The sequence below is a fragment of the Lysobacter sp. A286 genome, assembly GCF_054052105.1.
This window is the reverse complement of sequence record NZ_JBSVRJ010000001.1, coordinates 688,862-706,503: the sequence shown is the minus strand read 5'-3', so window position 1 is coordinate 706,503 and position 17,642 is coordinate 688,862. Positions and strand designations below refer to the sequence as shown.

Annotated in this window: 18 protein-coding genes; 2 read left to right on the top strand and 16 right to left on the bottom strand. The window is 65.6% G+C overall.

Going from position 1 to position 17,642, the window contains the following annotated elements:
* Nucleotides 1–42: 42 nt before the first annotated feature.
* Both ACW7G0_RS03420 and rpoE read right to left on the bottom strand, forming a co-directional pair.
* Nucleotides 43–1,068: a sigma-E factor negative regulatory protein gene (locus ACW7G0_RS03420; RefSeq protein ID WP_456987621.1), complete on the bottom strand. Its 1,026-nt coding sequence runs from the start codon at nucleotides 1,066–1,068 to the stop codon at nucleotides 43–45.
* Entirely contained in the window at nucleotides 1,068–1,673 is a 606-nt protein-coding gene (rpoE, locus tag ACW7G0_RS03415; protein ID WP_456987619.1) for an RNA polymerase sigma factor RpoE, read from the bottom strand. Before rpoE ends, ACW7G0_RS03420 begins: the two co-directional genes overlap by 1 nt.
* A gap of 221 nt (nucleotides 1,674–1,894) precedes the next feature.
* On the opposite strand from rpoE, the gene ACW7G0_RS03410 reads away from it, so the two are divergent.
* Complete coding sequence (locus ACW7G0_RS03410) at nucleotides 1,895–3,964, top strand: 3-hydroxyacyl-CoA dehydrogenase NAD-binding domain-containing protein (protein WP_456987617.1); 2,070 nt, start codon at nucleotides 1,895–1,897, stop codon at nucleotides 3,962–3,964.
* A 29-nt stretch (nucleotides 3,965–3,993) separates the two neighbouring features.
* Here ACW7G0_RS03410 and ACW7G0_RS03405 read toward each other — a convergent pair whose 3' ends face one another.
* From ACW7G0_RS03405 to ACW7G0_RS03345, 13 genes are all read right to left on the bottom strand, one after another.
* Nucleotides 3,994–4,350 (bottom strand): PilZ domain-containing protein, encoded by a 357-nt coding sequence (locus tag ACW7G0_RS03405; RefSeq protein ID WP_456962013.1) that lies wholly within the window; start codon nucleotides 4,348–4,350, stop codon nucleotides 3,994–3,996.
* Nucleotides 4,347–5,420, bottom strand: a complete 1,074-nt coding sequence (locus ACW7G0_RS03400; protein ID WP_456987616.1) for a DNA polymerase III subunit delta' — start codon at nucleotides 5,418–5,420, stop codon at nucleotides 4,347–4,349. Before ACW7G0_RS03400 ends, ACW7G0_RS03405 begins: the two co-directional genes overlap by 4 nt.
* A complete protein-coding gene (tmk, locus tag ACW7G0_RS03395; RefSeq protein ID WP_456987614.1) occupies nucleotides 5,417–6,055 on the bottom strand; it encodes a dTMP kinase in 639 nt (212 codons plus the stop codon). The genes ACW7G0_RS03400 and tmk overlap by 4 nt, the downstream gene beginning before the upstream one ends.
* Nucleotides 6,052–7,134 carry an endolytic transglycosylase MltG gene (mltG, locus tag ACW7G0_RS03390; protein WP_456987612.1) on the bottom strand — a complete coding sequence of 361 codons (1,083 nt, stop codon included), beginning with the start codon at nucleotides 7,132–7,134 and terminating at the stop codon, nucleotides 6,052–6,054. Before mltG ends, tmk begins: the two co-directional genes overlap by 4 nt.
* Complete coding sequence (gene pabC / locus ACW7G0_RS03385; RefSeq protein WP_456987610.1) at nucleotides 7,131–7,922, bottom strand: aminodeoxychorismate lyase; 792 nt, start codon at nucleotides 7,920–7,922, stop codon at nucleotides 7,131–7,133. Before pabC ends, mltG begins: the two co-directional genes overlap by 4 nt.
* Before the next feature lie 122 nt (nucleotides 7,923–8,044).
* On the bottom strand, nucleotides 8,045–9,475 hold the full coding sequence (locus tag ACW7G0_RS03380) for an aminodeoxychorismate synthase component I (RefSeq protein ID WP_456987608.1): 1,431 nt from the start codon (nucleotides 9,473–9,475) through the stop codon (nucleotides 8,045–8,047).
* A 47-nt stretch (nucleotides 9,476–9,522) separates the two neighbouring features.
* A complete protein-coding gene (fabF, locus tag ACW7G0_RS03375; RefSeq protein ID WP_456987607.1) occupies nucleotides 9,523–10,776 on the bottom strand; it encodes a beta-ketoacyl-ACP synthase II in 1,254 nt (417 codons plus the stop codon).
* 159 nt (nucleotides 10,777–10,935) lie between these two features.
* Nucleotides 10,936–11,175, bottom strand: a complete 240-nt coding sequence (gene acpP / locus ACW7G0_RS03370; protein WP_456962020.1) for an acyl carrier protein — start codon at nucleotides 11,173–11,175, stop codon at nucleotides 10,936–10,938.
* A gap of 105 nt (nucleotides 11,176–11,280) precedes the next feature.
* Nucleotides 11,281–12,027: a 3-oxoacyl-ACP reductase FabG gene (gene fabG / locus ACW7G0_RS03365; protein ID WP_456987605.1), complete on the bottom strand. Its 747-nt coding sequence runs from the start codon at nucleotides 12,025–12,027 to the stop codon at nucleotides 11,281–11,283.
* 54 nt (nucleotides 12,028–12,081) lie between these two features.
* A complete protein-coding gene (gene fabD / locus ACW7G0_RS03360; protein ID WP_456987603.1) occupies nucleotides 12,082–13,041 on the bottom strand; it encodes an ACP S-malonyltransferase in 960 nt (319 codons plus the stop codon).
* Between the two features lie 153 nt (nucleotides 13,042–13,194).
* On the bottom strand, nucleotides 13,195–14,175 hold the full coding sequence (locus ACW7G0_RS03355; RefSeq protein ID WP_456987602.1) for a beta-ketoacyl-ACP synthase III: 981 nt from the start codon (nucleotides 14,173–14,175) through the stop codon (nucleotides 13,195–13,197).
* Nucleotides 14,176–14,244: 69 nt separating this feature from the next.
* Nucleotides 14,245–14,439, bottom strand: coding sequence for a 50S ribosomal protein L32 (rpmF, locus tag ACW7G0_RS03350; protein WP_456962024.1), 195 nt, complete (start codon nucleotides 14,437–14,439; stop codon nucleotides 14,245–14,247).
* Between the two features lie 58 nt (nucleotides 14,440–14,497).
* On the bottom strand, nucleotides 14,498–15,034 hold the full coding sequence (locus tag ACW7G0_RS03345) for a YceD family protein (protein WP_456987601.1): 537 nt from the start codon (nucleotides 15,032–15,034) through the stop codon (nucleotides 14,498–14,500).
* A 189-nt stretch (nucleotides 15,035–15,223) separates the two neighbouring features.
* Between ACW7G0_RS03345 and ACW7G0_RS03340 the strand changes: the two genes are divergently transcribed.
* The gene (locus tag ACW7G0_RS03340) at nucleotides 15,224–15,598 is read left to right on the top strand and encodes a hypothetical protein (RefSeq protein WP_456987600.1); all 375 of its coding nucleotides are present in this window, start codon (nucleotides 15,224–15,226) and stop codon (nucleotides 15,596–15,598) included.
* Between the two features lie 48 nt (nucleotides 15,599–15,646).
* Here the strand turns inward: ACW7G0_RS03340 and ACW7G0_RS03335 are convergent, their stop codons facing one another.
* Nucleotides 15,647–17,608, bottom strand: a complete 1,962-nt coding sequence (locus tag ACW7G0_RS03335) for an ArnT family glycosyltransferase (RefSeq protein ID WP_456987599.1) — start codon at nucleotides 17,606–17,608, stop codon at nucleotides 15,647–15,649.
* Nucleotides 17,609–17,642: the final 34 nt, after the last annotated feature.

Here is a 17,642-nt window from a genome sequence, read left to right as displayed (position 1 = left end):
TCGGCGGCGGCAGTCACGCGCAGGGTCACGGCCACGCTCAGGTCACGGCAAATCGGTGGCCTGCGGCCAGTTCGATCGCGAGGCGGCCCCGTCATCGTGCAAAGCCTGCGGCTCGAACGGATAAAACGACGGCGATGGCTGCTCGGTAACGCTGTTACCGTCGTAGCTGGCCGTCAGGGTTCCGCCGGCAATCGGGTAATCGGGTAACGCCGCACGCGGCCAAGGCCGCGACGCAATCTCGCCGCGAGGCTGGAACGGGTGTACCGACGAGCCGGCCGCATCTGCCACGGCCATCGTGGGCATCACCGGCGGCGAGGCTGGCGTGGCCGACGCGGCGGCAAGCGCTTGCATCGGTGCCTCGCGCTTCACACCACGCAAAGCGGCGCGCTGGGATTGTCCGCGCGAACGACGCTCACTGGCACGCCGCGGCAGTTCGGCAACCGCGATGACGGTCGCGGTCGCGGCTGCGGCGGTTGCCGGAGCACCTCCGGTGGAGGTCGTAGGTTCGAGAGTCCCGGTTTGTGGCAACGGCGCTTGCGGCACGCTGGCGACTTGCAGCGTGGGTGCCTGCAGCATCGGTGCAGGAACCACACCGTCCGCCGTGGCAGTGGCTGAACCGCCCGCTGCCCCGCTGGAGGTGATCTGCTGGGCCGATGTTTCCAGCATCGGAGCGGCGGTCTGGGTCAACGGACGCACGACGAACAACGCTGCCATCGCGACCGAGGCGGCCAGCGCCGCGCCGCCGATCCAGCGTCGACGAGCCGTGGCCACGGCCCCCGAGGCGACGGAATGCGTCGACGCTGCGGGCATGGCTTCCCGCGATTCGCGCGCCACCGCTGCCATCACCCGCGCTGCGAAGTCCGGCGGCGCCAGGTCACCTGTGTTTCCACGCAAGACATCACCGGCCAGCTGCCAGTGACCGCAGGTCCGCCGCCACTGCGCATCGTGCCCAAGTCGCTTCAGCGCGAAACGCGCCGTGTCACCCTCCAACTGGCCATCAAACAGCGCGCTGAGGGTCTCGCGATCGGCATCATGGTGGTCGGCGTCATGGATTGGACTGTTCGGCATCACTGTTTCCGCTCCGGGGAGTCGTGTTCCTGGTCAAGCAGGGGGCGCAATTCGATATCGATCGCTTCGCGGGCACGAAAAATCCGCGAGCGCACGGTTCCGATTGGACACTCCATTTTCTGTGCGATCTCGTCGTAGCTCAGACCATCGACCTCGCGCAGGCTGATCGCCACACGCAGGTCTTCCGGCAATCCTTCGACCACGCGCATCACCGTTTGTTCCACCTGGTGGCGCATCAGTTCGCGTTCCGGGGTGTCGTTGTCACGCAGGCGGACACCGACATCAAATTGCTCGGCATCGCCAGCGTCAATGTCATCGGTCGGCGGGCGACGTTTTTGCGCAACCAGGTGGTTCTTGGCGGTATTCACGGCGATACGGTGCAACCATGTGTAGAACTGCGCATCGCCACGAAAGTTCGGCATCGCACGATAAGCGCGCATGAATGCATCCTGGGCGACGTCCTGGCATTCACTCCAGTCAGAGATGTAGCGGCCGATCAACGCCACGATCCGATGCTGGTACTTGAGCACCAATGCATCGAACGCAGTGCTGTCGCCCTGCTGCACACGCCTGACCAGTTCCTGGTCCAGATCATTTTCGGCCATACCGCGCGCCGGCACTCCTGTCAGCTCGGCCATGGCCAAGCAATGAGACAACCCTGTCGGGACGAAAGTTCAACTACCACAACGATTGGGGCGCCATGGCACGACCGCAACCATCATCGGCCCATTGATGTCCAAGCTGTGTCGACGTTGCCCTATTTGACGCAGGTCAAACAACCTCGGGATGATAGCGGCTTGATCCATACTTGAACGGATGGTGCCGCATGGCCCCTCATGACACCGCAGTGCCGACATTCGCCGGTTTGCGCGTCCAGCACTGGCACGCAGAAGTACGCCCCGATGGCGTTCTGGTGTTGGCGCTCGACCGTGCCGGCGAAGCCGTCAACTCGCTATCGCAGGACGTGCTGATCGAGTTGGACTCGCTGGTGGAGCGGCTGGCCAGCGATCCGCCCAAGGGCGTGGTATTCCGGTCGGCCAAGGACAGCGGTTTCATCGCCGGCGCCGACATCAAGGAGTTCCGGAGCTTCGACGAGCAAGGCAATGTCGCCGGCGCACTCAAGCGTGGCCAGCAGGTGTTCCAGCGCGTGGCCGGGTTGCCCTGCCCCACCGCCGCGGCGATCCACGGCTTCTGCATGGGCGGTGGCACCGAGCTGGCCCTGGCTTGCGACTACCGTGTCGCCAGCAAGGATCCCTCGACCCGGATCGGCCTGCCCGAGGTCAAACTCGGCATCTATCCGGGCTGGGGCGGCAGCGTGCGGTTGCCAAAATTGATCGGCGCGCCGGCGGCGTTTGACATGATGCTGACCGGGCGCACCTTGTCGGCCTCGGCGGCACGCGCGAACGGGCTCATCGACAAGACCACGGACAAGGCGACTCTGGTCGATGCCGCCGCCACGTTGGTGCTGCGCGGTGGCAAGCGTCCGCTCAAGCAGCGCGCGATGGGCTGGCTGAGCAACATCTGGCCGGCGCGCCAGGTGATCGCGCCGATGCTGCTCAAGCAGGTCGCGCGCAAGGCCCGCAAGGAGCATTACCCGGCGCCGTACGCGTTGATCAACACCTGGAAGACCACCGGCGGCGGAATCGAGGCGCGGCTGGCTGCCGAGCGCAAATCGGTCGCCAAGCTCGCTTCGACCCCGACCGCGCGCAACCTGATCCGGGTGTTCTTCCTGCAAGAGCGGCTGAAGGCCGCCGGCGGCGGGGATCACGGCATCCAGCACGTGCATGTGATCGGCGCGGGGGTGATGGGCGGCGACATCGCGGCATGGTCGGCCTACAAGGGCTTCCAGGTCACCCTCAACGATCGTGAGCAACGCTACATCGACACCGCGATGGAGCGCGCCGGCAAGCTGTTTGCCAAGAAGGTCAAGGACGAGAGCAAGCGACCGGCCGTGGCAGCGCGACTGAAAGCCGACCTTGCCGGCGACGGCGCGGGCAAGGCGGACCTGGTGATCGAGGCGATCATCGAGCAACCGGCCGCCAAGCGCGAGCTGTACGCGGCGGTGGAGCCGCAAATGAAGCCCGATGCGTTGCTGGTCACCAACACCTCGTCGATTCCGCTGCTTGAGTTGCGCGATGGGATCCAGCGCCCGGCGCAGTTCGCCGGACTGCACTACTTCAACCCGGTTGCGCTGATGCCGCTGGTCGAAATCGTGCTCCACGATGGACTGTCCGCGGAAGCCCGGCAGCGCCTGGCCGCCTTCTGCAAGGCGATCGGCAAGCTGCCGGTCCCGGTGGCCGGGACCCCGGGGTTCCTGGTCAACCGGGTGCTATTCCCGTACATGCTGGAAGCGGTCACCGCCTACGCGGAAGGCATTCCCGGCAAGGCGATCGACAAGGCAGCGGAAAAGTTTGGCATGCCGATGGGACCGATCGAACTGGTCGACACGGTCGGTCTGGACGTCGCGGCCGGGGTCGGCGCGGAGCTGTCGCCATTCCTCGGCCTGCAGGTGCCCGACGCGCTCGCCACCCAGGCCGAGCCGGGCAAGCGCGGCAAGAAGGATGGGCAGGGGCTGTACAAGTGGGAGGACGGCAAGGCGATCAAGCCGGAATTGCCCGAGAACTACGAAGCGCCCGCCGACATCGAGGATCGCCTGATCCTGCCGATGCTCAACGAGGCGGTCGCCTGCCTGCACGACGGAGTCGTTGCCGATGCCGACCTGCTGGATGCCGGGGTGATCTTCGGTACCGGGTTCGCACCGTTCCGGGGGGGGCCGATCCAGTACATCCGCGAGACCGGCGCGGACGCGCTGCTGGAGCGCCTCAAGCAGCTGCAAGCCCGGCACGGCGATCGATTTGCACCGCGACCCGGCTGGGACTCCGCCGCGTTGCGTTGAGTCTTGCACCGCTGACACGGTGCGACCGACTACATGGTGTGGGTCGCGCGCTCCGCCTCCAGGCTGCCCGCCAGGAGCGCGTCGATCTTGCCCTTCAGGCTTTCGCCTTCAGCGGTATCGGCAAACTGGATGCCGATGCCGGAAGGACGGTTGCCCTGGGCACCGGCAGGCGTTACCCAGATGACTTTGCCGGCCACCGGCAGGCGCTCGCCGGACTCGGGCAGGGTCAACAGCAGGAACACCTCGTCACCAAGGAAATACCGCTTGGCCGTCGGCACGAAGATGCCGCCATGGCGGATATAGGGCATGTAGGCGTTGTACAGCGCCGCCTTGTCCTTCACCGCCAGGGTCACGATGCCCTGGCTCGCCCCACCTGCTCCACTCATGACGCTTTCCCCTGCATAGTGCTGTCCCCACGTTTCCCGGCGGCCCTGCGTGCTTGTGCGATGCGCCAGGCCATCAACAACTCAACCACCACCAGATCGGCACGAACCGTAGTACGCAACAGTCCGCGCGCGCGATTGGCGCGGTCAAACCATGTTGCCAGACTGCGCGTGCCCATCGGGTCGGTCAAGCCATCGGCTTGCCTGGCCATCGTCAAGGCCAGGTCGGCGGCGAAGCTCAGGCGCTGATCGGCATCGCCGTCCGCTACCCAGCGCTGCGCAGTCTCGACGACGGCCAGTTGGCCGCGGGCCACCTGCTCCAGGTCGCTTGCCACCTGACGCCGCAGGTCCAGGCCATCTCCCTGCAGCCATTCTTGGGCCAGACCCGGATGGCCGCGGGCCGCAGCAAGCGCCTCGGCGGCCTTGACCTGTGCGTGACCCTGCTGCTGCAACCAGGCCAAAGCTTCACTTTGCGGTGGCAGACGAAACTCAAGCTTCTGGCAACGACTGCGAATGGTCGCCGACAGCCGCGAGGGATTGGCGCTGACCAGCCACAGGTAACGGCCGTCAACCGGCTCCTCCAGCGTCTTGAGCAGGGCATTGGCACCGGCATGGTTGATCGCATCGGCCGGCTCGATGATCGCGATCTTGACCTCGCCATAGTGCGGGCTCAGGGCCATCCGCTCGGAGAGCTTGCGCATCTGTTCGATCACGATCTCGGAACGCGACTTGGGCTTGGGCTTCGCCTTGTCATTGATGCCGTAGCTGATCTGCGAGAAGTCCGGATGGCCGGTATGTCCTCCAGGATGCGCCAACGACCCATCGGGACGCAGCTCGACCGGATCGGTTTGCGAACGTACCGCAAACAGGCGGCAGCTGCGGCACGCCTCGCAGGGCTCGCCACCGGCCGCGCGATCCAGACACAACAAGCGCTTGGCGAGACGCTCGGCCACCGCCAGCTTGCCCAGCCGGGCCGGGCCACAGAACAGCAGGCCATGACCGAGGCGGCCGGCATCAATAGCACTGGCAGCGTGGTCGTAGACGCGCTGTTGCCAGGGTGCGAACGCACTCATGCCAATGCTGCCTGGTGTGCACGCAGGTGGGCGATCGCTTCGCTCGCCACAGCAACTGGTGACTGGCTGGCGTCGATCACCCGGAACCGCGACGGGTCGGCGGCGGCGCGGGCCAGATAGGCGGCGCGCACGCGCTCGAAGAAATCGTCAGCCTCCGCTTCGATCCGATCGCTGTTTCCTCGCCCGCGCACGCGTTGCAGGCCGAGTTGGACCGGCACGTCGAGCAGCAGGGTCCGGCCGGGGACGATGCCCACCACGCGCCGCTCCAGCTCGGTGATGAAATCCGGGTCGCCGCCGCGTGCCGCCCCCTGATAGGCATAGCTGGCATCAGTGAATCGGTCGCTGATCACCCATGCGCCGCGCTGCAGCGCCGGCAGGACCAGTTGGCGAACATGTTGGGAACGCGCGGCGAACATCAGCAACAACTCGGTTTCCGGCGCGTGCGGCTCATCGCCGCTGCGCAACAGCAAGTCGCGGATCTGCTCGGCCATCGGCGTGCCCCCCGGCTCGCGGGTGCATACGACCGACTCTCCCGATGCCCGCAACGCCTCCACCAGTGCAGCCATCACAGTCGACTTGCCGGCGCCCTCCCCACCTTCCAGACTCAGCAATCGCGGTTGCACCAGCAGGCTCATGGGGTCGGGCTCGCGTCCTGCGCTTGGCGCATGCGCTGGCGGTAGTTGTGCAGGTACTTGCGCACGTTGGCCTGGTGTTCGGCCAGCGACTTGCCAAACAGATGGCGGCCACTGCCATCACCGACGGCAACGAAATACAACGCATCGCCCGATGCCGGATGGGCGACCGCCTGCAGCGCATCCACGCCCGGCATCGCGATCGGGGTCGGTGGCAGTCCGCTGCGGGTGTAGGTGTTGTACGGGGTGTCGGTGGTCAGGTCGCTGCGACGGATATTGCCGTCGTAGTCGGCACCCATGCCATAGATGACGGTGGGGTCGGTCTGCAACTTCATGCCGATTTTCAGTCGGCGCTCGAACACTCCGGCAATCTGCGGGCGCTCGGATGCGATCCCGGTTTCCTTCTCCACGATCGACGCCATGATCAGCATCTCATAGGGACTTTCCAGGCCGATCTCGGGGTCGCGCGCTTCCCAAGCGGCAGCCAATGCCCGGTCCATCGCATCGTGGGCGCGGCGCAACAGGTCCAGGTCGCTGTCACCGCGACTGTACAGGTAGGTCTCGGGCAGGAACCGGCCTTCCGGATGCTCGTCGTGGTAATTCAGCGCCTCCATCAGCGCGGCGGCATCGAGGCCGGTTGCGGCGTGCTCCAGTGGCTCCGCGCTGGCCAATGCCGCCCGCAGCTCGCGGATGCTCCAACCCTCCACGATCGTGAAGCGATGCTGGATGATGTCGCCTCGTCCCATCGCGATCAGCAACTCCTGCGGCGAGATGCCCGGGTCGAGTGCGTACTCACCCACATGCAGGGTGGACGCGGCACCGAGTTGGCGGGCCAGCAGGCGCCACTCGTATTCGCCGCCTTCGCGGACGCCCGCCTGGCGCAGCTTGGACACCACGACCGGCAGCGAATCACCACGATCGATGACCACGCTGTCGCCCACCTGCAGGCCGGCAATCGGCGTCGTGGCGAAGGCGGTGTAGCGTTGCCATGCCCAGAATCCCGCGACCGCCGCGACGATCAGCGACAGCACCAGTATCAACAGCAAAAACGCACCAAAACGATGCTTGCGGGAACGACTCACGATACCTCCGTGCCTGTCGGCTTGGCGAATGCGGGATGCTCGGCGGCGAGACGGTCCTGCCACTGGGCCACCATCGGGTGTGGCTGCCATCCGCGCTCGCCCAACCGGGCGACAGGCAGGATACCCCGCACCGCGTTGGTCAGGACGATCGCATCGGCAGTTTCGACATCAGCCGGCGACAACCTGGCCTGCCGGATTGGAAAACGCTCCAGCAACCACTGGCGACACACGCCTGCAACGCCGCAGCGATCCACTTCCGGGGTACTCCACTGATCACCGTGCAGTACAAACAGGTTCGCCGCCGTAGCGCAAACCACGTCGCCATCCATGCTGCGCATCAGGCCTTCATGGGCCACGTCGGCGTCGTGCCACTCACCCCGTGCCAGCACCTGTTCAAGCCGGTTGCAATGCTTGAACCCGGCCAATGCCGGCTGTATCGACAGCCGGATATCGCACCAGCGCAGGGTCAGGCCCGCCGTCGGTGCCGGTGCTGGCAAAGGGTGTAGCGACAGCATCCAGTTTGGCTGCGGGTGGGTCGGTGGCGCGTATCCACGGCCGCCACTGCCGCGGCTGAGCCGCAGCTTCAACACGCCGTCGGCGCCATCAAGCAGGCGCTCGGCCTGGTCGCGAACCTGCGTCACCGGGGGCGTGGGTATCTGCAGGCAGCGTGCGCCACGCTCCAACCGGGCCCAATGCATGTCCCACCACGGCAAGCTGCCACGATGGGCACGAAGGGTCTCGAACAGGCCCTCGCCATAGCTCAGCGCACGATCGTCTGCACGGATCATCCCTATGCGCCGGGTGCCGCTGAACAATCGCGTCGTCCCATCGTGCGGCTCAGCCGTTCCACCACCCTGACCTGGCGATCCTCCGCAGCCACTGCCGATCGTGCCCGGGCCCGTCGTTCCCATCATTGCCGGGCACCACTACAACTGTCATCGCCAAACCCGAGCGCGCGCAGCATTCCTCGTGCCTTGGCACGGGTCTCGTCCAGCTCCCGGACCGGATCGGAGTCGACCACGATCCCGGCGCCGGTGCGAAAGCGCAATGTGTCCATCTCGATCTCCGCGCTACGGATCAGGATATTGAGGTCCAGGTCGCCGTCCCGGTTGAGCCAGCCCATTGCGCCGGTATAGCTGCCGCGGCCCTGGCCTTCGAGCTCGGCGATGATCTGCATGCAACGCACCTTCGGGCACCCGGTGATGGTTCCACCCGGAAACACGGCGCGGATAACCTCGCCTGGAGTCACGGTCTCACGCAAGCGGCCGCGCACGTTGCTGACGATGTGGTGGACGTGGGCATAGCTCTCGACCACCATCAACTCGTCGACCTCCACGCTGCCGGGCACACAGACCCGGCCAAGATCGTTGCGTTCCAGGTCGATCAACATCACATGCTCCGCACGCTCCTTGGGGTGCGCGATCAACTCGCTGATCCGGGCGCTGTCGTCGTCACCCGCTACCCGCGCGCAGGTGCCGGCGATGGGACGGGTTTCGACCATGCCGCCGCGCACCGACACCAATCGCTCCGGCGAAGCGCTGACCACGGACCAGTCACCGGCACCGCCGCATGAAGTCGCGTCCGCATCCGCATCGGCGCCAACACCAGCGCCCGAGAAGATGCCGGCGAACGGCGCCGGATTATTCTTGCGCAGTCGCTGGAACAGCGCCGCCGGAGCCACCGGCGCATCAAAGTACGCGCACCAACCACGCGACACATTGGCCTGGAACACATCACCCGCAACGAGGTAGTCAAGCACCCGGGCGACGCCGTCGAGATACCGCTGTGGCAGATCCTCCCGAATCGATGATGGGGGTTGCCACGCGGACATCGGTGCCTGTCCGGCCAGGGAAGCCAGATCGACCGCGACAGCTTCAAGCAAGCACCCATATTCCGGCTCGGCCAATGCGAAGCAGTCGCTGGTGACGTGATCACGCAATATTGCGGCCGGGCAACGAATCGCCACTGCCACTGGCAAGCCACCCGGCGCGGGCGGCAGCTTCAGCACCGGCTCGATCTGGGCCGCCAGCTCATAACCCAGCAACAGCGCCCAGCCGCCGCGGAAGGGCCAACGAGGCTCGTCCCGCTCGACCCGTTCCGCTTGCCAGGCGTTGTCCAGTGCCTGCAGGAAGTCATCGCCGACCACGACACCGCGCTGATCGCGAACCAGCCCATCGGGATCAAGCTGCAACGATTCACCATTGGCAGCCAGCAACACATCCCAACGCCCCTGGACGGTGCCGGCGGCACTGGACTCCAGCAACAGCGGGTAGCGCGAGGGTGCATGCCGATGCAGGTCCAGCAGGTCGACCGGGGAAGCCAGCGGGTACGTCAGGGCCATGTTGATCGTTGATTGGACACCATCGAGCACCGGCGTCCGGGATGCCGTCAGAGCCGCTGGAACACCAGGGTGCCGTTGGTGCCGCCGAAGCCGAACCCATTGGACACGGCGACATCGATCTTCGCCTCGCGCGCCACGTTCGGCACGTAATCCAGGTCGCAGCCTTCGCCCGGCTCCTCCAGGTTGATCGTCGGCGGGATGATTCCGGTATGCAGCGCCATGATCGAGAAGATCGCCTCGGCACCGCCAGCCGCACCCAGCAAGTGGCCGGTCATCGACTTGGTCGAGCTCACCATCGTCTTGTAGGCGTGGTCGCCGAACGCGCGCTTGATCGCCAGGGTCTCGGCAAGATCGCCCAGCGGGGTCGAGGTGCCATGCGCATTGAGATAGCCGACCTGCTCGGGATTGACGCCCGCGTCCCGCATCGCCGCGACCATGCAGCGCGCCGGACCTTCGCCGTCCTCGCTGGGCGCGGTCATGTGGAACGCATCGGAGCTGGCGCCGAAGCCGACCAGCTCACAATAAATCCGCGCGCCACGGGCCTTGGCGTGCTCGTACTCCTCCAGCACCAGGACGCCGGCACCGTCGCCGAGCACGAAGCCGTCGCGGTCCTTGTCCCAAGGGCGCGAGGCGCGGGTGGGGTCGTCGTTGCGGGTCGACATCGCCTTCATCGAGCAGAATCCGCCCACTGAGGTCGGCGAGGAACCGCGCTCGGCGCCACCGGCAAGCATCACGTCGGCATCGCCGTACTGGATCAGGCGCATCGCCATGCCGATCGAATGATTGGAGGTGGCGCAAGCCGAGACCGCGGAAAAATTGGGGCCCTTGATGCCGGTCAGCAACGACACCTGGCCGGGGAGCATGTTGATGATCGTGCTGGGCACGTAGAACGGTGAGATCTTGCGCGGGCCGCCGGCCAGGTACTTTGCGGTCTGCTCCTCGATCCCGAGGATGCCGCCGATACCTGATCCGATCAGCGCGCCGATCCGCTCGGCGTTGCCGTCGTCGATCTCCAGCCCGGAATCGGCCAGCGCCATCAACGAGGCACCGACGCCGTAATGGATGAAGCGGTCCATCTTCTTCGCATCCTTCGCCGGCACCCAATGGGTGATGTCGAAGTCATGGATTTGCCCGGCGATCCGGGTGGTGAAACCGGTGGTGTCGAAGTGACTGATCGGGCCGATGCCGGAGCGACCATTGATGATGCCGTCCCAGCTGCTGGCCAGGTCGTTACCCAGCGGCGAGACGATGCCAAGGCCGGTGATGACTACGCGCCTGCTGGAGGCTGGTCGATTGGACATGAGGAACTCCGCTTGCGGACGCGCCGTCACGGGGTCCATGACGCGCCTGACGTGTTTCGTACGTTGGATAAACTCAAGGCCGCGTGATGCGGCCCCGGTCGGTGCTGCCGGGCATGGGGCGCCGGTCCTGGACCGGTCGCACCACGACCTGCGGCCCTGTTACGCCTTGACGTGGGTCGTCACGTAATCGATCGCCTGCTGCACCGAGGTGATCTTCTCGGCTTCCTCGTCCGGGATCTCGCACTCGAACTCTTCTTCAAGCGCCATCACCAGCTCGACGGTATCAAGGGAGTCGGCGCCGAGATCGTCAACGAACGAGGCGTTGTTGGTGACCTCGTCTTCCTTGACGCCCAGTTGCTCGACCACGATTTTCTTGACGCGTTCTTCGATGCTGCTCATTGGTATTCACTCCTCCCGGACGGGATATTCGATGGAATAGTGTAGTGGAATCGAGAGCTTCGCGACGATCGCGGAGCCCTTTGGTTACCGTTGCCTGTCGCGGAACTACGACATGTACATTCCGCCGTTCACGTGCAGGGTCTCGCCGGTGATGTAAGCCGCAGACGGTCCGGCGAGAAATGCCACCGCCCGTGCGATGTCGGCCGGCTCGCCGAAACGGCCCAGCGCAATCTGGCCCAGCATCGCGTTTTTGGCATCCTCCGGCAGTGCGCGGGTCATGTCGGTGTCAATGAAGCCGGGGGCGACCACGTTGACGGTGATCCCACGGCTGCCAATCTCCTTGGCCAGCGACTTGCTGAACGCGATGATGCCCGCCTTCGCCGCTGCGTAGTTGGCCTGGCCTGCGTTGCCGGTCGCGCCGATGACCGACGCGATATTGACGATACGGCCGCGACGCGCCTTCATCATCGAGCGCATCACCGCCTTGGAGGTGCGATAGACGCTGCTCAGGTTGGTGTCGATCACCGCCTGCCAGTCCTCGTCCTTCATGCGCAACAACAGGTTGTCGCGGGTGATGCCGGCATTGTTGACCAGGATCGAAATCGCGCCGATGTCTTTGCCGATGCTGTCGATCAGCGCAGCTGTTGCCGCGGCGTCGACCACGTCAACGACGCGGCCGTGCCCGCCGCGCCCGACCAGGCGCTCGGCAATCGCGTTGGCGCCGCGCTCGCTGGTGGCGGTGCCGATCACGGTCGCGCCCTGGGCCGCCAGTTCGTCGGCAATCGCCGCGCCAATACCGCGGCTGGCGCCGGTGACCAAGGCGATCTCGCCGCTGAGGGGTTGTGTGCTCATGTCTTTCGTCTTCCTGCTGGCAGGCACCGTTGCCGGTGGCCTGCGAATGAATGGCTATTGTTTCCAATCGGCCAGGGTGGCTTCGAAATCAGCCGCCGTGCCGATCGAGCGTGCTTCCAGCGTCCTGTCGATCCGCTTGACCAGGCCGGTGAGCACCTTGCCCGGACCGCACTCGACGAACCGCCGTGCGCCGCGCTCGGCCAGTGCCTGCATGCAACCAGTCCACTGCACCGGCAGGTACAGCTGGCGCACCAATGCATCACGGATCGCCTCGCTGCCCTCGTGCACCTTGGCATCGACGTTGTGTATCACCGGCAACAGCGCCGGCTGCCAACGGATATCGTCCATCGCCTTGGCCAGTTGGTCTGCAGCGTCGCGCATCAGCGGCGTGTGCGATGGCACGCTGACGGCCAGCTTGACCACCTTGCGAACGCCGCGCTCGGCCAGCTGCACCAAGGCCTTGTCGACGGCGGCGGTATCGCCACCAATCACGATCTGGCCCGGAGAGTTGTAGTTGGCCGGCACCACGACCTCCTTGCCTGAGACCGACTGGCAGACCTGCTCGACCAACGCATCGTCAGCACCCAGTATCGCGGCCATCGCACCGGTGCCGGCGGGTGCGGCGTCCTGCATCAACTGACCGCGCAGGCGCACCAGCCTGGCGGCCTCGCCCAGCTCAAGCACGCCGGCGGCCACCAGGGCGCTGTACTCCCCCAGGCTGTGGCCGGCCAGTTGCGCCGGACGCGTACCGCCGCGCGACTGCCACAGGCGCCATACCGCCACGCCTGCCGCCAGCAACGCCGGCTGGGTGAATTCGGTCTGGTTGAGCTGCTGCGCAGACTCGTCCTGGCTCAACGCCCACAGATCGACCCCGGCACCGGCGCTGGCTTCGGCAAACGTCTCGGCCACCAGCGGCCAGTCCCGGGCGAGCTCACCGAGCATGCCCGGCGATTGCGAACCCTGACCTGGAAAGATGAAAGCGAGTTGCTGGTCGCTGTGTTGAGAATCGCTCACACGACGTCCCCTGCAGATGGAACACACCATGATACGAGTGAACCCAGCGAGGTGTCTGTACCGTGGCGTACAGTCAACGCCCCGTGCAGGACGGCATCGATCAGCATGGATCCGGCCCGACCGGGCCGTGGGATTGCGGTCATTACTGCCCGCTCAATAGCGCAAGAGCGCCGAGCCCCAGGTAAATCCGCCGCCGAACGCCTCCAACAGCACCAGTTGACCACGCTTTACCCGGCCCGAACGCACCGCCTCGTCCAATGCCAGCGGCACTGAGCCCGATGAGGTGTTGCCGTGCTTGTCGACGGTGACCACCACCCGTTCCATCGGCATCTCCAGCCGCTTGGCGGTCAGCTCGATGATGCGCAGGTTGGCCTGGTGCGGGATCAGCCAATCGATCTGGCTGCGGTCCAGGCCGTTGGCCTCCAGGGTTTCCTCAACGACCGCATCAAGCGCCTTGACCGCGTGCTTGAACACATCGTTGCCGGTCATCATCACCTTCACCCCGGCGTTGTGCTCCTCGGGCTTGAAGCCGACCGAGACCCCGACCGGGTTGTACAGCAAATCTTTCTTGCCACCGTCGGCATGCAGGTGAGTACTGAGGATGCCCGCTTCGCTGTCGGCTTTCAGCACCACTGCCCCGGCGCCATCGCCAAACAGCACGCAGGTGGCCCGATCGGTCCAGTCCAGCATCCGGGTCAGGGTTTCCGCACCGATCACCAGCGCCGTCTTCACTGAACCGGAGCGAATGAACTGGTCCGCGACCGCCAACCCGTAGATGAAGCCTGAACATGCGGCGTTGACGTCGAATGCAGGACAGCCGTTGGCGCCCAGGCGGTGCTGGACCAGGCAGGCGGTGGACGGAAATATGATGTCGGGCGTGGTCGTGCCCAGCACGATCAAATCCAGCTCGGACGCCTCGACCCCGGCCGCCTCCATGGCACGCACCGCGGCGTGATAAGCCAGGTCACTGGTGGTCTCACCCTCCGCCGCGACATGGCGCTGGCGAATACCGGTGCGCGACGCAATCCATTCGTCACTGGTCTCGACGATCTTCGACAGATCGGCATTGGTCAGGACTTTTTCCGGCAAATAGCTGCCAGTGCCCGCAATGCGGGAGAAAATTCGATCAGTCATCACCACTCCAGCGACGGCCGCCGCACGCGTGTTTCGCGGGCAGCGGCGATGTAACGCACGTGAGGCAGCTTACTCTTCGTCGGCAACGTTGGCCTGGGTGTTGATCACCTTCTTGCCGCGGTAGTAACCGTCAGCGGTGACGTGGTGGCGGACGTGGATCTCGCCGGTGGTCGGGTCGGTGGACAGCAGCTTGCTGGTCAACGAGTCGTGGCCGCGGCGCATGCCACGCTTGGACGGGGAAACGCGGGACTTCTGGACAGCCATGATCTTAACTCCAGGGAAAACCGTGAATAACGCTTGATTCGAAGGACAACTCGAAGTTCTAGTTCGACTTGTCCGCCTTGCTTTTCAGTGCCGACAACGCCGCGAACGGGTTGACGCGCTCCAGGTCGGCCGCAGGCGCCGGCCAATCTGCTTCCATTGCTTCTGTTCCGGGCTTCACCGGTATCACCGGTATCGTCAGGATCAGCTCATCTTCGACCAGTGCAACCGGTGACAGCATGCCGTCGGGCGGCACCAGCAGCGGCTCGTACCCCTCCGGCAATGCCGCCTCGTCGGCTTCATCACGGATCAGGCCAAGCCGTTGCACAATCGCCACCGGGAACAGGAACCGCTCAAGACTGCGCTGGCACAACAGCGGCAACGACGCCTGCGCGCGCAGCTCTACATACGGGACCCGTAGCTCGTCAGTGCCAAAATCCAGCGAATAGGTCACGTCACCGTCGCTATCCACCAAGCTGTCACGCAACCGCACCAACGCTGCCAACGGCACGCGGCCCTCGACACCGCGACGCGCTGCCACCATGCGCCACGCATCCAGAACCTCGGGTACAGTCACTTTGGGCACGTCAGCGGACATAAGCCCGAGAATGTTAAGGAGCGCGTGCTGGCGTGTCAAACCCGGCAACCCCGCCCGACTCCGGAACCGGGCATCTACCGGCAATGGCCGCGCCAAACGGGAGCACGCCGGTTCGGCGGGTTTGCCCGCTTTACGCACGCACGGCAGACTGAACGCCCATCCCACCGCTGCCCAGCCATTATCCTCGCCGTGAACACTCCTTTGTCGCTGTTGCTTGTGCTGGCCTCCGCTGCGGCCGTCGTGGCGTTCATCATTGCCCGGATACGCCGCCCGGGCGATGGACGCCAGCGCGAGATGCAGCAGTTGCTGGATGCCGCCGACAGGCTGGAGGTGCGCCTACGCGCTGCACGCGCGGAGATCACCGCCGTGGTGGGCGAAGACGCCACCGATCCGGTCCAGGACGCCCTGCGTGAAATGCTGCGCCAGCGCATCTGGTTACGCGAACATGGACAGCGCGCAAGTGTGCAGGAATTGCAAGAGGTACGCGGCTCGATCGAGATGGCCGGGACCCGGATCGAGCAACAACTGGCTCAGATCCAGCAGGCCCGCACTTCGATGGAGTGAGCTCGATGCAGTGTGAGCGGCTGCAACCCTGCCGTTATTCGCCGGCCGCTATTGGCCGGTCTCGCGTGGCAGGACTTCCAGCGGCTGCTCCGACCACACCTCCACGCTGCCATCGGCGCCATGCAGGCGCAGTCCGAGCCAATGGCGGCCTGGCTCCACGTCGCCCAGGTCGACGCGCCCGGCAAACCCGACCGCAGGATGGTTCGGGTCGTTGCTGATTTTCCAATAGTCGGCCACGCCGGGGCTGTCCAGCCCGTACTTGACGTCCGCCACCGGTTGACCGTCCAGCAGCACCTCCACGCGCTCCAGCCCCACTCCTTCCTTGAACGCCCAGCCGGCGATTTCGAACGTGTGGTCCACCGTGGCACCTCCGACCGGACGGTCTATCCAGGCCATCGCCGGGGCAACGCAGGTACCGCTGACAGGCGCTTGGGGATCAAGCTTGAACAGCATGAAGCGTTGACTGCCATGGTCGACGTTGATCACCTGTGGCGGCGGCAATGGGCCCACCATCCGGCACAGATCGTGGTAACGACGCAGCAGGTCCTTGTAGGGCACGTCGGTGACCGCCTCTACCAGCAGCACCGGCACCTCGCCCCACGGCTTGCCGAACTGTGCTGCCCAGCCGGCACGTCCGGTCGTCTGCAGGTTCCACAAACGCAACTGCGGCGCGCGGCCGTGCTTGTGGTTGAGCGGGTGGTCGAGCACCGGGATTTCCGCGTTGCCCAGGGCAAAGCCCAGTTCTGCGCCCACCTTGAAACTGCCGGCCACGATGCGGGTGCCGGCTGGCATCTGCGCGCGGGTAAAGCGCACCGTCTCGGCCAGCTCATCCCATCCGGCAAAATTGGATGGGTACCATTTTTCCACGGCAGCGCGTTCCCGCACCGCAGGCACGGAGACGGCAACGTAATAGCCCAGCACCACGATCAGACCCAGTCCTGCCGTTGCCCAGGTCGCGACGCGCAACCAGCGCGGCCAGGCCGCCAGCACGGCCGGCAACAGCGGCAACAGGGCCAGATAGCCCGGCAGTGGCCAATGAAAGCTGACCCGTTCGGTATCGGCGAAGAATCCCAGCGCAAAGAAACCCAGCACCACCAGGCCGCCAAGCAGCGCAAAATAACGTGACACCGGCAGCGCGCTCCTGCTCCCCCGCCAGCTCGCCATCGCCAGGGCCGCGAACAACAGTGGCGTCACCATCAGCGCCTGGATCGCAATGAACAAAACGCCGTCGAAATGGAATGCCCACGGGTGCCGGTCGACCAGTTGGAATCGCAGGCCGGCGTCGGAATTGTCCAGGTTCCATGCCACCAGCGGTGCCCACGCCGCCGCACCGATCGCAACGGCGGTCCAGGTACGGGCATCACGCAGGACCTTGCGGCCATCGGCGATGAGCAACAGCGCCAGCAGGCCGACACCGATCACGGCGATGAACCGGTAGTGGCTCAGCGCTCCGATCGACAGGCCCGCCGCCAATTCCAACGCGGCGCCTGCGTCGACCTGCCGCAGCAGCTTCGCTCCCGCGTCCACGCACAACAACGTTGCCACTGCCATCGCCGCATCGGGCAGGGCCAGCAGGCCCAAGGTGCCGGACAACGGCAACAACAAGGCAAAGCACCCCGCCTGCCAGCCGAAAGTCTCGCCGTATTCCCGCCGGGTAATCCGCACTACCAGCCACGGCACCAGCGCCGCGATCAGCAGGAATGGCAGGCGTAGCCCCAGCTCGGTATTGCCTCCCAGGGTCACCCCCAGCCGCGACAGCCATGCGGTCAGGCCGGGCAAGTCGGAGTACGCCGGCGCGAGGTGCTGACCCTCAAGCCAGTAGAAGGTCTCATCGACGAACGGCGGCAACCGCGCCGCCACCAGGACTTTCAGCGCCAGCACGACCGCGAACAGGCTCCAGAACCAACGTCGTGCCGCTCCCGCACCCTCGGGTGGCGAGCCTGGCTGCGGCGAGTCAGCGCCGAACGAAGATTCCGACAGCGGGAATTGGGGCGGTTGGACTACGCGCATGGAGTTGCGACCTCGTTACACTCGTTGGCGATGG

What these genes read in the sequence shown, in the direction of transcription:
- ACW7G0_RS03420 (WP_456987621.1), bottom strand. Translation starts at nt 1,068, where the DNA reads ATGCCGAACAGTCCAATCCATGACGCCGACCACCATGATGCCGATCGC.
- rpoE (WP_456987619.1), bottom strand. Translation starts at nt 1,673, where the DNA reads ATGGCCGAAAATGATCTGGACCAGGAACTGGTCAGGCGTGTGCAGCAG.
- ACW7G0_RS03410 (WP_456987617.1), top strand. Translation starts at nt 1,895, where the DNA reads ATGGCCCCTCATGACACCGCAGTGCCGACATTCGCCGGTTTGCGCGTC.
- ACW7G0_RS03405 (WP_456962013.1), bottom strand. Translation starts at nt 4,350, where the DNA reads ATGAGTGGAGCAGGTGGGGCGAGCCAGGGCATCGTGACCCTGGCGGTG.
- ACW7G0_RS03400 (WP_456987616.1), bottom strand. Translation starts at nt 5,420, where the DNA reads ATGAGTGCGTTCGCACCCTGGCAACAGCGCGTCTACGACCACGCTGCC.
- tmk (WP_456987614.1), bottom strand. Translation starts at nt 6,055, where the DNA reads ATGAGCCTGCTGGTGCAACCGCGATTGCTGAGTCTGGAAGGTGGGGAG.
- pabC (WP_456987610.1), bottom strand. Translation starts at nt 7,922, where the DNA reads ATGATCCGTGCAGACGATCGTGCGCTGAGCTATGGCGAGGGCCTGTTC.
- ACW7G0_RS03380 (WP_456987608.1), bottom strand. Translation starts at nt 9,475, where the DNA reads ATGGCCCTGACGTACCCGCTGGCTTCCCCGGTCGACCTGCTGGACCTG.
- fabF (WP_456987607.1), bottom strand. Translation starts at nt 10,776, where the DNA reads ATGTCCAATCGACCAGCCTCCAGCAGGCGCGTAGTCATCACCGGCCTT.
- acpP (WP_456962020.1), bottom strand. Translation starts at nt 11,175, where the DNA reads ATGAGCAGCATCGAAGAACGCGTCAAGAAAATCGTGGTCGAGCAACTG.
- fabG (WP_456987605.1), bottom strand. Translation starts at nt 12,027, where the DNA reads ATGAGCACACAACCCCTCAGCGGCGAGATCGCCTTGGTCACCGGCGCC.
- ACW7G0_RS03355 (WP_456987602.1), bottom strand. Translation starts at nt 14,175, where the DNA reads ATGACTGATCGAATTTTCTCCCGCATTGCGGGCACTGGCAGCTATTTG.
- rpmF (WP_456962024.1), bottom strand. Translation starts at nt 14,439, where the DNA reads ATGGCTGTCCAGAAGTCCCGCGTTTCCCCGTCCAAGCGTGGCATGCGC.
- ACW7G0_RS03345 (WP_456987601.1), bottom strand. Translation starts at nt 15,034, where the DNA reads ATGTCCGCTGACGTGCCCAAAGTGACTGTACCCGAGGTTCTGGATGCG.
- ACW7G0_RS03335 (WP_456987599.1), bottom strand. Translation starts at nt 17,608, where the DNA reads ATGCGCGTAGTCCAACCGCCCCAATTCCCGCTGTCGGAATCTTCGTTC.